Source organism: Bacillus niameyensis (assembly GCF_001375535.1).
GTDB lineage: Bacteria > Bacillota > Bacilli > Bacillales > Bacillaceae_C > Lederbergia > Lederbergia niameyensis.
Map to the genome: position 1 here is coordinate 4,392,263 of NZ_LN831197.1, position 14,599 is coordinate 4,406,861.

Sequence of the window (14,599 nt, forward strand, 5' to 3'; positions counted from 1 at the left end):
GTTATTCAATTGAAATAATACCTTCGCTTCCTTGCTCCACTTTTCCTTCTTTCCGCAAGTTAAGCTTAGTTAAATTTGTAAAGACGATTGGTGTTACTGTAGATGGTGCTGATTGTTTAATGAAATCTAAGTCAAAGGTGAGAATTTCTTGTCCCTTTGTAACCGGGTCACCTTCTTTTACGTGGGCCGTAAAGCCTTTTCCTTCTAGGTTTACGGTATCCATCCCAACATGAATTAGAATTTCATAACCTTGCTTAGCACGAATTCCAATTGCATGTTTTGTTGGGAAGACGCTGATAATTTCTCCATCAACAGGAGAGACAACTGTTCCATCTTCTGGAACAATCGCAAAACCGTCACCCATCATTTTTTGCGAAAATACTTGGTCTGGTACTTCTGTTATCGGAATGACTTCTCCGGTAATGGGCATAACGAAGTCTTTCGATGTTAACGGAAGCAGACCGTTTGTACCTGTTCCAGCTTCATCGGTATCGACAGGTTCAGCAACAGGCGCTGCACTCATATCGATTCTCTTCATGGCATCGGCAACAAATTCAACATCTGTCCCAACGACAATTTGTAAATTCTTTTTATTCAGTTTCATGATGCCTTTCGCACCATGTCGTTTAAGAGCATCGTCTTTTACTTGATCCATGTCATTCACATTTAAGCGGAGGCGAGTTGTACAATTATCAATCGCCGTAATATTGTCGCGGCCGCCAATGTCATTGATGAAATGATAAGCCATTTGATCATATTTATTTCCAGTCGGTGCAACAGTAGCCTCATCTTCTTCTGTAATTTCCTCATCTTCACGACCAGGGGTTTTCAGGTTAAATGCTTTAATTAAGAAGTAAAACACTACGAAGTAGACTGCTGCGTAAATCAGACCGATAAGTAGTAAAAGTAATGGTTTTTCGGCAATGGTAAAGTTGATTAAATAATCAATTCCTCCAGCTGAGAACGTAAAACCATCTTTAATACCAAGACTCGTCGTTAACCACATGGAAACCCCTGTTAAAACAGCGTGAACACCATATAAAAGTGGTGCAATATACATGAACGCAAATTCAATTGGTTCGGTAATACCTGTAATAAAGGAAGTTAACGCAAGACTGATAAACATCCCAAAAACGGCTTTACGACGCTCTGGTTTTGCTGCTGCAATAATCGCAAAAGCTGCCGCTGGTAAACCAAACATCATAACTGGGAAGAAACCTGTCATATATGTTCCAGCTGTTGGGTCTCCCGCAAAGAATCGGGCAATATCACCCGTTTTTCCTCCATATTCTCCAAACTGGAACCAGAAAAGATTGTTTAGTACGTGGTGCAGTCCAAGTGGAATGAGCAAGCGGTTGAAGAATCCAAATAAACCTGCTCCCACTGCGCCAAGACCGATGATCCAGTTACCTAATGCATCAATTGCATTTTGAATTGGTGGCCATCCATATCCAGCTAAAAATGCTAAGAAGACCATAACTACCGCAGTGATAATTGGTACGAACCGCCGTCCTCCAAAAAATCCGAGCCAATCAGGAAGTTTAATGTCATGGAATCGATTATATAAAAGACCTGCGATAATTCCAGTGATAATCCCACCAAGCACTCCCATATTAATTGATTCGTTAATGGCTTTTGCACCCTCAGTTAAGATGAGGTAACCAATGGCACCAGCTAGTGCAGCGGCACCATTATTGTCTTTTGCAAAGCCAATCGCGACCCCGATAGCAAAAATTAGAGCCAAGTTACTGAAAATGGCGTCACCCGAATTTGCAAGAAAGGGAATATCTAATAAATCTTCTTGTCCAAAACGCAAAAGCAATCCTGCAGCTGGCAATACAGCAATTGGCAGCATAAGGGCCTTACCAATACGTTGTAAAAAACCTAACATGAATGAATCTCCTCCTATTCTTATAAATAGATTAGGCAAAAATAAAAAGTACCCTACAATAGTTATAAAGTTATTTTGCTGGAATGCATTGAATTTTATTCAAATGAAAAAGAACCGCTAATTTGGAAAGGGTTAAATAGAGATAATGTGTATTTTTCTACCTTATCTTTATAATATTCCTAGACGACACAATTAAGTACTTGCTAGAGAGTCACTTGGAAACACAGTTTTTTCTTATTATGGATGTTTGAGTTTGATTTGCGAATAAGGAGTAAAGATATATTCAAGGTTCTATACCACTTAAGTGTGTTTTTAAAACAGAGTCAAATCTATTAATGATTTCAATTTTGATCAAAATACCTGTCTAGAGCAAAAATTTAGATTTTTTGAGAAGAATCATTTTACATTGAGTGCTATTATGTGCTATTTTTATCAAGATAAGAAAGTATAAAATTTGCTGATCTAGATCTAGCAAAGACGGAAAAGATGTAAAGTACAGGAGTTCCGTTATTCTTATGAAAATGATAGAAAATGGAGTGAGGTTTCCGAAGTATATGAAAAAGCTGACAGAAGAACTGAAGACCTTATTTTTGAATAAGGGTGTATTGGTAGAAGACATCATGGATTGGATCGTTTGTGACCGTGCGATGAGCGGTGGATTTGTTGATACATACTTAGTTCTTACGAAAGATACGCTCTATCGAATTTCTAACGACCATGAAAAGAAGCAAAAAACATTCAAAGGATTTCGTGTGAATGAAAAGGCAAAGAAGAAAACTAATTTAATAGAAGAAAAGCATTTTGAAGTAAGCAGTTTTTTGATCGAAGAGATTGAAAGTGTTTACACCGTAAATTTAATTGCTTCAGGGATGATCGTCATAAAAGCTCCAGAGGAAAGAGGGCTTGCAGCTTTTACAAATGGCTTTATGGAGGATGCTTCTCGCTTTATAAGAACCTTTGAGAAGCTGAAAAACAATGAGACGATTGAAAAACATGTAGAGGATGATACAAGTACAAATACATGTCCAAAGTGTGGGATGATTTACCCTGAAAAGGGACGTCAAGTATGTCCGCGATGTCTTAAGAAGGGTGCCATATTTACAAGATTGCTAAGTTTTACAGCAAATCATAAGCTATCAATTTTCCTCATAATTTTATTTATGCTATTGAATTCGGCAACGGGACTTGTTATTCCTTATTTCCAAGGTACTGTATTATTCGACCAAGCACTAGGTGGGACGGGAACTTTCGCTGGAAAGATTGCGTTAGTCATTGCAATTATTATTGTTTTTCGAACTTTATCTCTTGTTTTCGGAATCTTATTTGGTGTCATCAACGCCCGCATGGCAGCAGATATTGTTTTTGATTTAAAAGCGAGTATATTTACCTCGATGCAGCGACTTTCTTTATCTTTTTTTCAAAAAAGGCAGACAGGACAATTGATGACAAGAGTTAATGATGATGCAAATGAATTACAGGCCTTTTTTGTAGATGGTATTCCTTATTTTATCGTCAATTCGATGAATATTATTGGAGTTACAACCGTACTACTCATTATGGATTGGAAATTAACGCTCATATGTTTGATACCGCTACCATTTGTTGTTCTATTAGTAAGGTGGGTTTTTCCTAAATTATGGAGAATGGGCTGGAGAAGGCATAGAAGAATGAGCAGCATGAACTCGATAATAAGTGATACTGTACGCAGTGCAAGAATTGTTAAAGCTTTTGGAAAAGAGCAAGTTGAGATCGATCGATTTCAAGGAGCTAATGAATCTTACTCTGAGGCAGAACAAAGGTTTAATAAGATGGGAAGCACCATTTTTCCAATTATTAATATGGTCACTCAAATTGGAGGAGTGTTGATTTGGGCCTTTGGTGGCTGGAGAGTCATTGGGGGAGAAATGACATTCGGGGAAATTATGACTTTCATTACGTACATTTTCATGTTATTTGGGCCGATCCAATTCATGAATAATATTGCTAACTGGTGGTCTTCTTGTATGTCAGCGGCACAGCGGATTTTTGAAGTTCAAGATGCCGTCCCGGAAGTAATCGAAAAAGAAGATGCCCTCCATTTGGAGCAGCTCGAAGGACATATCCAGATTTCAAATGTTCACTTTAGTTATGAGCCGAATAATCCAATTTTGAAGGATGTATCATTAATTGCGAAACCAGGGCAGATGATAGGGGTTGTAGGGCCTTCTGGAGCGGGGAAATCAACACTAGTCAACTTAATATCACGGCTTTATGAGGTCAATGAAGGGGAAATCAAGCTTGATGATATTAATGTTAAAGATTTAACATCAGACACGTTACGAAAAAATATTGGAATTGTATCACAGGAAGTATACGTGTTTATAGGAACCATCGCCGAAAATATTGCTTACGCCAACCCAGATTGTACTTTTGAAGATATTATTCATGCGGCGAAAATCGCGAATGCGCACGATTTTATTGAAAATCTTCCAGACGGCTATGATACGGTTGTTGGAACAGGTGGATATAGTCTTTCGGGAGGCGAAAAACAGCGGATATCGATTGCGAGAGCCATTTTGCATGATCCAAAAATATTAATCTTGGATGAAGCGACAGCGTCCCTTGATACAGAAACAGAATTGCAAATTCAAGAAGCTTTAGAGTCGCTTGCTGAAGGAAGAACAACCATTGCGATTGCTCACAGGCTATCGACTTTGCGAAATGCTGACTATTTATATGTGATGGAACGGGGGAAGGTTGAGGAAGCTGGCACGCATGAGGAACTTATGGTTAAAGATGGAATATACGCCGGGATGGTTAAAAAACATGAAGAAGCTTTAAAAATGAAAGAGGCGATTTAAATGTCGAAGTTGGAACTTGGGCACGGTCGACATGAACGGGCAGGAAATAAAACAGACTTGTCTGATGCAGTGAGTATGAATTATTTAACGATGGATAATGCGATGTTTGTGGAAACCGAAGGACAAATGCTTTCGGTCCACGTTAATGGAGAAATGCACCCTGCTGTTTTTTTACATTGCTCATTCCCGCATATGGATAAAAGGGTCTTTGTATCTGTCCGAACGGGTGAGAATAAAGAAATTGGCATCATCAAAAACTTGGATGAATTTCCGAGTGAGACTGTAAGTTTGCTAGAGAAACATATTAATTTGCGATATTTCGCTCCAAAAATTACCAGGGTTAATAAAATTAGTGAGGAATTTGGCTATTCTTATTGGGATACGGAGACAACTTCGGGAAGCTGCTATTTTACAGTACGCTCTGGCAGAGGGAACATTACTGCTGTTACAGCTAAAAAGGTATTGATCACCGACGTAGATGGAAACCGTTTTATCATCGAAGATTTAGGTGACTTAACAGACAAAGAATACCGAATGGTAGAAATGTGCATGGCGTAAAGAAAAGCGGAAGGCGTTTGACAGGGGCGACAAGCAAATGTTCTGAGGCAAAAAAGCCTGGTTTTTGGCTTTTCTTGCCTCAGGTTATTTGATCTCGAGCCCCTAACGCCTGCAGCTAGACAAAGAAAAGCGGAAGCGCCTGTCCAGCGACGTACAAACTTTTTAACAAAGGATGAACGGCTAAAGACGCGCCGTCCTGGCGCAACGCCGTTCTGACCAACATCCTGTTGGCCTGAGATAAAGGAAAATAAAAAGCGGAAGGCGGCCGATTAGGGACGACAGGCAAATGTTCTTTCCACTAAGAAGGCGTTTTGTGCCTTCGGTGGAAAGGTTATTTGACCCCGAGTCCCTGCCGCCTGCAGCTAGATTACACGGTGAGTCCACCAGGACGAACCGATGTTGACTTATCGTAGGAAGAACGTGAAAGTTTGCTAGTCGCTAGGCGCGGGAGCTAGACAAAGAAAAGCGGAAGGCGTTTGCTAGGGGCGACAAGCAAATGTTCTGAGGCAAAAAAGCCTGGTTTTTGGCTTTTCTTGCCTCAGGTTATTTGATCTCGAGCCCCTAACGCAAAGAAAAGCGGAAGATTCATTGGACCTTTATTTAAAACTTTCTCATTACAAAAAAGGAAGGCTGCTATGAATTTAAATTATAAACTCTCAGAACAAGATCGGTCAGCTGTTCAAGAAGTGATTGGGGAAACGATTCGTTACTGTGTACCTGCTGATTTATCTCTTACTGGGCGAAGAACTAAAGGATATTTTGTAATTGGTCAGGATAAGTGGGCCTATGTTGAAGCGGGAGAAGTAAAAGAAAGCTGCCTTATATCAGAAGGACATGATTATAAAGTGGTACCACTTGTAGGTAACGCTATTCTGGAAACAACGGATGAACTTGGAAAAAGAATCATTGTTAGAATTTCCATGGAACATATAGCTCGGTTTACCTACATTGCTCAAATATTGAACTATATCGCTACAAATAGTGAAATTAGGATCTACAATGACGAGGAAGAACTCGTTTGTTCTAATTGTGGGGAAAAATTAATTCGTGGCACGAGAGTATGTGCAAAGTGTATGAATAAAGCGGCGGTTTTAAAAAGGTTATTTGGAATATCCAAGTCCCATTGGCCCATGCTTGCCTTAGGATTATTCATTCTCTTGGTGACTTCTGCTGTTGCCTTATTAGGCCCATATTTTCAAAAATTGCTTGTCAACTCATCGCTACAGCCACCTGAAGGACAGGATCCAAGCATTCCCATGTTTTTTCTTGCGATCGGGGGAATCCTGTTTTCTCTAGTTGCTGGAGAGCTTTTAAATGTTTCGAAGGGACGGGTAATGGCTACTGTCAGTTCCACGATTGCAGCGGACTTGCGTAAACTTGTCTATGAAAAAATCCAAAACCTTTCGCTAGGCTTTTTAACATCACAAAGAGCAGGCGATTTAATGAATCGGGTTACATCTGACACAAATCGGATTCGTCGTTTGATTCAGGAAGTTTTCACAACGGCTGTTTATCAAGTCATTATGTTAATCGCTATTACTGTTTTGCTGCTAATGACAGACTGGCGTTTAGCCTTAATTGTCCTGTTGCCTGCACCATTTGTAGCTTATTTGCAATTTATGACTTGGCGTGTAATTGTAAGGAGACTCTTCCGTAAACAATGGAGAATTTTTGATAAAGCGAATTCTTATCTTCATGATGTACTGAGCGGAATAAGAGTAGTCAAAACCTTTGGTAAAGAACAAAGGGAAATCAAGCGGTTTAGAGAGTATAACACTGAATATGCAGCAGCGTCTTATAGATCAGAAAAAGTATATAGTGTTCTCACCCCAGTCTCCACATATTTACTACAGATTACGACTTACTTTGTACTATTAGTTGGATGTAATATGATCCTAAATGGAAACTTAACACTCGGAGAACTCGTCCAATTCACAGGATATGCAAGTATGGTTTTTGGACCACTTGCATGGCTTATGAATATGCCGAGATGGGTTGCCGATGCAGCTATTGCGATTGATCGAATTTTTTCTGTCATAGATGAGGATCCAGAAATTTTTGATAAAGAAACATCCATTTCACACTCCATTCATGGTCATATCCAATTTAAAGAGGTGATTTTTGGATATAAATCTTATGAGCCTGTGTTGAAAAAAATCAACATTGAAATCCAGCCAGGAGAAATGATCGGACTTGTCGGACATTCTGGAGCGGGAAAATCGACGCTTATCAACTTAGTTTCCAGATTCTACGATATCAATGAAGGACAAATTTTGATTGATGGAGTGGATATTCGAGCAATCCGGCAAGAAGAATTACGTTCGCAAATTGGAGTCGTTTTACAAGAGACGATGCTGTTCCGAGGATCAATTATGGAGAATATCCGTTATTCCAAACCGGATGCGACGATGGAAGAAGTCATTCAGGCTGCAAGGGTTGCTAATGCCCATGAATTTATTATTAATTTACCAGATGGCTATGATACGAGATTGGAAGAAAACGGGAATAATTTATCGGGGGGAGAGCGTCAGCGATTGACGATTGCGCGAGCGGTTCTTCATAATCCACGTATTTTAATTTTAGATGAAGCGACAGCATCCCTTGATATCGACACAGAAACTGCCATTCAGGAAGCTTTGCAAAGAGTGACGAAAAATCGTACAACGATTGCGATTGCACACAGGCTTTCCACGCTCCGCAATGCAGACCGGCTCCTCGTTCTTGATAAAGGTGAGGTTGCTGAAGTGGGAACTCATAAAGAGCTCATGGAAAAACAAGGTATTTATTACGGATTGATTATGGCTCAGCGGAATATGACGAAGACTAAGGTAAAAGCGGGCTAATCTCTTTAGAGTCAGTTCTTTGGTGTAGAACATACATCAACGGACTGGCTTTTATTTTTTAATGAACGATTTCCAATGAGATTACGACCTAAAAGTGAACGATACTAAAGCCACCTTTCTTATTGATAAAAATATTAGATGACTAGAGTATACTATATTTTCGAAATACAAGGAAAAACCAGATTCCATATCTGGTTTTTCCTATGATACGATAGCTTTTTCTTCCAAAGAGGAAACAGATATCAATTTATTTTCTCCAGCTTCTCTACCTGTCATAAAAATAAGGGCCGAGACTATAAGCAATGTGAAAAGCGGTATTGTCCATCCTGCTGTTAAATCGTGCAAGCCGCCAAATAGAATTGGTCCAGCGGCAGCTAATAAATAACCAAATGATTGAGCCATTCCTGACATTTCAGCTGCTTGTTCACCATCCGCAGTACGTAAACTAAAAAACATCATAGCCAAGCTAAAAGCACTTCCCCCTGCAATGCCAATTAGAATTACAGATACGGGCATCAGTGGCTTACTTCCAAATATTAATATAGTAATTCCTGCGAAAAATAGAATAGCTGATAAGCTAGCTAACAATTTTTGGTTTTTCATTTTTTCCGCAATTACTGGAATGATGAAGGTGATCGGAATAAGAGCAGATTGCATAAGAAATAGCATCCAGCCAGCGGCGCTAGAACTATATCCATGAGAATGTAAAATTTCTGGTAACCAAGTAATCAGTGTATAAAAAATGAAGGATTGTAATCCCATAAAAATCGTAATATTCCATGCTAGCGGTGAGCGCCAAATACTGTTCTGCTTTTTCTTAACTTCCTTAACCTTCATAACTGAGTGACTTGCCTTGCGCAATTGAGGGAGCCAAACTAAAAGTGCAATAATCGCAAAGATTGCCCAAAACGCAAGGGAACCTTTCCAGCCTACTCCTTTTACGTTTGAGATCGGTACGCTTAATCCTGATCCGAATGCACCGAACAGATTCATGAAGACAGCATAAATACCAGTCATGACACCGATTCTTTGCGGAAAATTTATTTTAATAAATCCTGGTAATAATACATTTCCAATGGCGATCGCTAGCCCAATAATTAGGGTCCCAGCAAAAAGCGATGTAGTACCGAAAAGGGAGCGTATCACGAGTCCTAAAGTTAAAAGTAGCATCGAAAGAAAAATTGATTTTTCCATTCCTAAACGATATGCAATTTTAGGAGCAAAAGGAGAGAGAAGTGCAAAGGCGAGCAAAGGTAAAGTCGTTATACTTCCAGCAACGGCATGACTTAAACCGAGATCATCACGAATAAATAATATGAGTGATCCTACTGATGTTAACGGAGCTCTTAAGTTTGCTCCTATTAAAACGATTCCTATGACTAATAACCAATTTATGCGAAGGGTCGATGTGCTGCTATCTATTGTTGATGGGACCTTTCTCAAATAATTACCTCCATATATAAAGAATTACGACAGTTTGCATAGTATCATTGTTTCGTTGGTATGTAAATTGATTAAAAATTCCTATAGTAAACTTATAAACGTTGATCACCAGAAATTTTAAAATGGAAGTTTATAATTGTTAGAAAATGGATGTGGGGGAGTTATAAGAGTAAAAATATTATGGTCCAGCTACGCTGCTCATTTGTACGTCTTGTTCCAATGAGTAACCACCTGAGATATATATTTTTTAAAACTCCAATGATCATACTAAATTCCAATCCGCTCAACTCAAAATCACTTCTTTTCGGAAATAATTTTCATATAATTTGAGTATCCCCTTTAAAAGGGAATAGAGAACTACGTACTTATATCATTTCATTTTTGCTGTTTCATTACCATACAAGGAGGTTGTCGCGTGAAAAAAACATATCTAACACTGTTTGTCTTTGTGCTGGGCATCATTATGATTGTTGGCTGTTCAAAATCATCTGGTGGGAAGGAACCTAGTGGAAAAGAGATTGATGATGGAACGGAAAAGTTAACTATTTCTATGGCCATACCTGTTCAGCAAGGTGGAGGATGGGAAGATAAGGAGCACCCAACAATTAAATATATTGAAGAGAAATTCAATGTTGAATTAGACATCCGTTGGGTCCCTGGAGGTAATGACTACAAAAACACGTTAAATAGTTTAGCAGCTTCAAAGGATTTACCTGACATCTATATGATTAATGAGCCAGTTCAGTTTAGGAAATGGCAGCTAAGTGGTGCCTTTGTTGATTTAAAACCTTATTTAGAGGAATTTCCAGGTTTAGCAAACGAATTTCCAGAAGATGCAATGGAGATTTTTAATGAACCAGGGAAAATTTATGGACTTCCAAAATACACAATGAAATATAGTAATGCATTATGGGTGCGTAAAGATTGGTTAGATAAATTAGGCATTCCAATTCCAAGTCCGGAAGAATTTACGATTGATACGTTTTATGAGATTTCAAAAGCCTTTGTAGAGGGAGATCCTGATGGAAATGGAAAAGATGATACCGTTGGATTTACGAATGAATTTGGAACATCAACTGGATTAGGGAAAAGTCGAAATGCTTTCCTTCAAGCTGCTTATGGCATCGCTTATGAGTGGAAGGAACAGGATGGCAAATTAGTTAAGATGGAGGAACAAAATGAAGAGTGGAAAGGACTTTTAACCTTTTTAAGTAAAGCTTATGCGGAAGGTGTATTTGATGCCAATTTCGCAACGAATGTTGGAAGTGACATCGAAGCGTTAGTGGAGGGAAATAAAATAGGTTGGGAGATTGCTAGCCCAGGATCCATTAAACAGAGAGAAGAAGCGTTGAAACAAATCGAACCAAATGCAGAATTTGTGATGATTCCTTATCCGCCAAAAGGGCCTAAAGGTGAATCAGGTTTGTTGGTAACAGTACAAGGGCGTGGAAAAGTTGTATTGGATGCAAATATGGATGAGGAGAAAATATACCGTATTTTAGAATGGTTAGAATGGTGGATTTCCGAGGAAGGTACCGTTGTGATGAAAGATGGTCCTGAAGGGGAAATCTGGGAGAAAAAAGATGGGGAAATTGTTTTGACGGAAAAAGGGAAGACATATGAGGAACAAATTAATCTATTAAATAACTGGTTATTCCGTTCTTCTGACGATAATTTCAATATTCATGGCTGGACTCCAGAAGAAGAACAGTATGATGATGAATTCCAGAAAGCAGTGGATCAATATCCTTCTGAATGGAGAGATGCAGGGGATCCGTATACGATCGATTCGCCGACTTTCCAAGAACGATCCAAAGACCTCGCCGCTGACTTCAACGAAGGGATCGCTAATATTATTGCTGGAAGAAAACCAGTTGACTATATTGACGAAGTGATTGAACGTTGGAAGTCAGAAGGCGGAGATAAAATCATCGAAGAAGTGAATAAATCCTATCAAAAACAAAAAAACATGGAATAAATGGAGGGGCATCTTGCCCTTCCTATTAAGAAATATAAGAAGCAAGGATGTGAATCTAGCGAATGAGCATGAGAACAACCAATAAATTCCCTTTAGCGGAAGGGACTGTACAGACACAGTTACGTCCCCAAAAAAATGGATTCAATCTTAAACGCACTTGGCCAATTTACATGATGATTTTACCTGGCTTTTTATTTTTTATCATTTTCAAATATGTCCCGATGGCGGGAATTGTCATTGCCTTTCAAAACTACGATCCTTTTCAGGGCTTTTGGGGGAGTAGTTGGGTTGGATTGGATCACTTTGAAAGGCTTTTTACTACACGGAATTTTTGGCCATTATTAGCGAATACGATGATTTTAAGTGGTCTTGATATCATATTCTTTTTCCCTATGCCGATTATTTTGGCAATTTTATTGAATGAAGTAAGACTAAAATGGTTTAAGGTTATTTCCCAGACAATTTTTTATGCTCCACACTTTTTATCTTGGGTTGTGATCGTGGCCATTACGGTTGTACTGTTTGCAACACGGGATGGCGGAATCAATATGCTTTTGAAGGATTTAGGATTTAATACGATCGAGCCGTTGACAACCCCTGGTGGATTCCGCATTACTTGGATATTGCAAAATATATGGCAAGGTACGGGGTGGGGTGCCATTATTTTCTTGGCTGCGATTGCCGGGGTTGATCCTAACTTGTATGAAGCAGCTTCGATTGATGGAGCTGGGCGGTTGCGGCAAATTTGGCATATTACTTTGCCCGCTATTCGCGGTGTCATTATTGTTTTGTTTATTTTACGATTAGGCTCGTTTATGGATATTGGCTTTGAACACGTTTTATTATTACAAAATCCGTTGAATATGGGGACTTCTGATATTTTTGACACGTATATTTATAGAACAGGGATTTTAATGGGGAATTTCAGTTATACGACAGCAGTGGGGATATTTAAAGGTGTTGTTGGTCTGATCTTAGTTGTCGGAGCAAATAAGGTGGTTAAAAAACTCGGGGAGGAGGGAATATTTTAATGGCAAAACACAATCCACAAGGAAAAAATCTTTTCTTAGAAACGATTGTTTATGGCCTATTAATTATCGGTGTCATTGTGATTATACTCCCAATTCTTTATGTAGTAATGACTTCCTTTGCAACGGAAAAGGAATATTTAACCCGAGGCTTCTTTATTATTCCCCATGAATTTACACTAGAGGGGTACTCCTATTTATTAAAAAATGGTTCGTTCATAAAAGCTTTTAAAAATGCTGTAGAAATTACAGTTATTGGTACATTTATCAATATTGTCATTACGACTTTAATGGCTTACGGATTATCGAAAAAATACATTAAAGGCCGCTCATTTCTAAATTTTATCGTTGTGTTTACTTTGATTTTTTCAGGCGGAATGATTCCAACTTATTTAGTTGTTGATAGTTTAGGCTTGATGAATACATTTGGAGCGCTCTGGTTTTCAACAGCGATCGCACCTTTTAATTTAATCGTGATGCGCAGTTTTTTTACGAGACTTCCCGATGAATTATTTGATTCCGCCCGGATTGATGGAGCAGGTGAATGGCGCATTCTTTTCTCTATCGTGCTTCCATTATCTAAGGCAGCGATTGCAACCTTTACGTTGTTTTATATGGTCTACAACTGGAATACGTATTTTCATGCTATTTTATATTTACATGACAACAATAAATGGCCATTACAAGTGTTCCTAAAGTTGATGCTTGTTGAAGGAGATGCCGATTTTGGACAACAAGAAATCCAAGGTGTCAATTTTACGCATTCAGCAAGAATGGCAGCAATTTTGATCACCGCACTACCGTTATTATGCGTCTATCCGTTTTTTCAAAAACATTTTAACAAAGGTATGCTGTTAGGATCGATTAAGGATTAGCTCTTTTAAAAAAATAAGCGTCAGCCTAAACACATACAAAGGTTGACGCTTCTTCTATTTGTAAAATCCCTTCGATGTATTTAAGTTTCCTCCAGCAGGATTCTTATACTTAATTATCGAATATTTATTAAATTAGGAAATTAAAGGAGACTATTATGTTAACGAATTCAAAAGAGTTTTTGACTAAACAGTATAATGATTCATCCAAATTAGATATTCGCATAGCACTCCATGAGTTGTATAGTACCAATGAGGCAGATTGGCATGAGTGGGTTTTTGATCATATTAAATTTGAAAAACAAAGCACGATTATAGAATTTGGGTGCGGTTCCGGGGCTTTATGGGCTAAAAATAAAAGCAGGATTAATAGTAAATGGGAAATTATCTTAACTGATTTATCTGAAGGAATGCTTGAAAAGGCTAAAAAGAGTATTGGGGAACTTCCAAACATTACGTATCAGGTAAAGGATGTTCAATCAATCGATTTAGCGGATTCCTATTGTGATATTACCATAGCTAACCATATGCTTTATCACGTTCCCAATATTACTGCAGCTTTATCGGAAATTAAACGAATATTAAAATCTAGTGGAACATTCTATACAGCGACAAATAGTTCAAGCCATATGAAAGAGATTTATGAATTTATTGCAGAGTTTGATGCATCACTTCCATTTTCTAAACCGTTAAATTCAAAGCATTTTGGTCTGGAAAATGGGGAACAACAACTCAGGAATTTCTTTCAGCAAGTACGCTTGTTACGTTTTGAAGGTAATTTAAAGGTTACGAATGTTCACGACTTGGCGGATTATATATTTACGATAGGAACCGAACTTAAAGCAGCAATGATTAGAAAGGGAAGTTATAACAATTTTATTGACTTCCTAGAAGCTAAGAAAAATAATCAAGGATATATACATATTACAAAAGACACGGGAATTTTTATTTGCTCTAATTAAGTGCCATCACTATTTTAAAAAAGGGAATCATCAAAAGTCTAAGATACCAGGTTTCTGCTTAAATAAGAAACCTGGTATTGTTCTTTTATAATTTTCACTTATCCTTGTCTCCATTTAGATAGGGAAGAATGAAGGAAATACAAGGAGACATACTAATACTATCTATTTCCAGGAGGAGGTTTTA

The 14,599-nt window shown here is 38.3% G+C and carries 9 protein-coding genes; 7 read left to right on the forward strand and 2 right to left on the reverse strand.

The window, feature by feature from the left end:
• Nucleotide 1 precedes the first annotated feature (1 nt).
• Nucleotides 2-1,891: an N-acetylglucosamine-specific PTS transporter subunit IIBC gene (nagE, locus tag BN1243_RS20280; RefSeq protein ID WP_062109906.1), complete on the reverse strand. Its 1,890-nt coding sequence runs from the start codon at nucleotides 1,889-1,891 to the stop codon at nucleotides 2-4.
• Between the two features lie 515 nt (nucleotides 1,892-2,406).
• Between nagE and BN1243_RS20285 the strand changes: the two genes are divergently transcribed.
• The 3 genes from BN1243_RS20285 to BN1243_RS20295 all read left to right on the forward strand — a co-directional run bounded on the left by BN1243_RS20285 (nucleotide 2,407) and on the right by BN1243_RS20295 (nucleotide 8,132).
• Nucleotides 2,407-4,731 carry an ABC transporter ATP-binding protein gene (locus BN1243_RS20285; protein WP_230200272.1) on the forward strand — a complete coding sequence of 775 codons (2,325 nt, stop codon included), beginning with the start codon at nucleotides 2,407-2,409 and terminating at the stop codon, nucleotides 4,729-4,731.
• A complete protein-coding gene (locus BN1243_RS20290) occupies nucleotides 4,732-5,289 on the forward strand; it encodes a DUF1854 domain-containing protein (RefSeq protein ID WP_062109908.1) in 558 nt (185 codons plus the stop codon).
• A gap of 635 nt (nucleotides 5,290-5,924) precedes the next feature.
• A complete protein-coding gene (locus BN1243_RS20295) occupies nucleotides 5,925-8,132 on the forward strand; it encodes an ABC transporter ATP-binding protein (protein ID WP_062109910.1) in 2,208 nt (735 codons plus the stop codon).
• 201 nt (nucleotides 8,133-8,333) lie between these two features.
• Here BN1243_RS20295 and BN1243_RS20300 read toward each other — a convergent pair whose 3' ends face one another.
• Nucleotides 8,334-9,575, reverse strand: coding sequence for a CynX/NimT family MFS transporter (locus tag BN1243_RS20300; protein WP_062109912.1), 1,242 nt, complete (start codon nucleotides 9,573-9,575; stop codon nucleotides 8,334-8,336).
• A 415-nt stretch (nucleotides 9,576-9,990) separates the two neighbouring features.
• Between BN1243_RS20300 and BN1243_RS20305 the strand changes: the two genes are divergently transcribed.
• From BN1243_RS20305 to BN1243_RS20320, 4 genes are all read left to right on the forward strand, one after another.
• Entirely contained in the window at nucleotides 9,991-11,553 is a 1,563-nt protein-coding gene (locus BN1243_RS20305) for a type 2 periplasmic-binding domain-containing protein (protein ID WP_062109915.1), read from the forward strand.
• Nucleotides 11,554-11,615: 62 nt separating this feature from the next.
• On the forward strand, nucleotides 11,616-12,584 hold the full coding sequence (locus BN1243_RS20310; RefSeq protein WP_069201810.1) for an ABC transporter permease: 969 nt from the start codon (nucleotides 11,616-11,618) through the stop codon (nucleotides 12,582-12,584).
• Nucleotides 12,584-13,456, forward strand: a complete 873-nt coding sequence (locus BN1243_RS20315) for a carbohydrate ABC transporter permease (RefSeq protein WP_062109917.1) — start codon at nucleotides 12,584-12,586, stop codon at nucleotides 13,454-13,456. The genes BN1243_RS20310 and BN1243_RS20315 overlap by 1 nt, the downstream gene beginning before the upstream one ends.
• Before the next feature lie 155 nt (nucleotides 13,457-13,611).
• Nucleotides 13,612-14,415 (forward strand): class I SAM-dependent methyltransferase, encoded by an 804-nt coding sequence (locus BN1243_RS20320; protein ID WP_062109919.1) that lies wholly within the window; start codon nucleotides 13,612-13,614, stop codon nucleotides 14,413-14,415.
• Nucleotides 14,416-14,599: the final 184 nt, after the last annotated feature.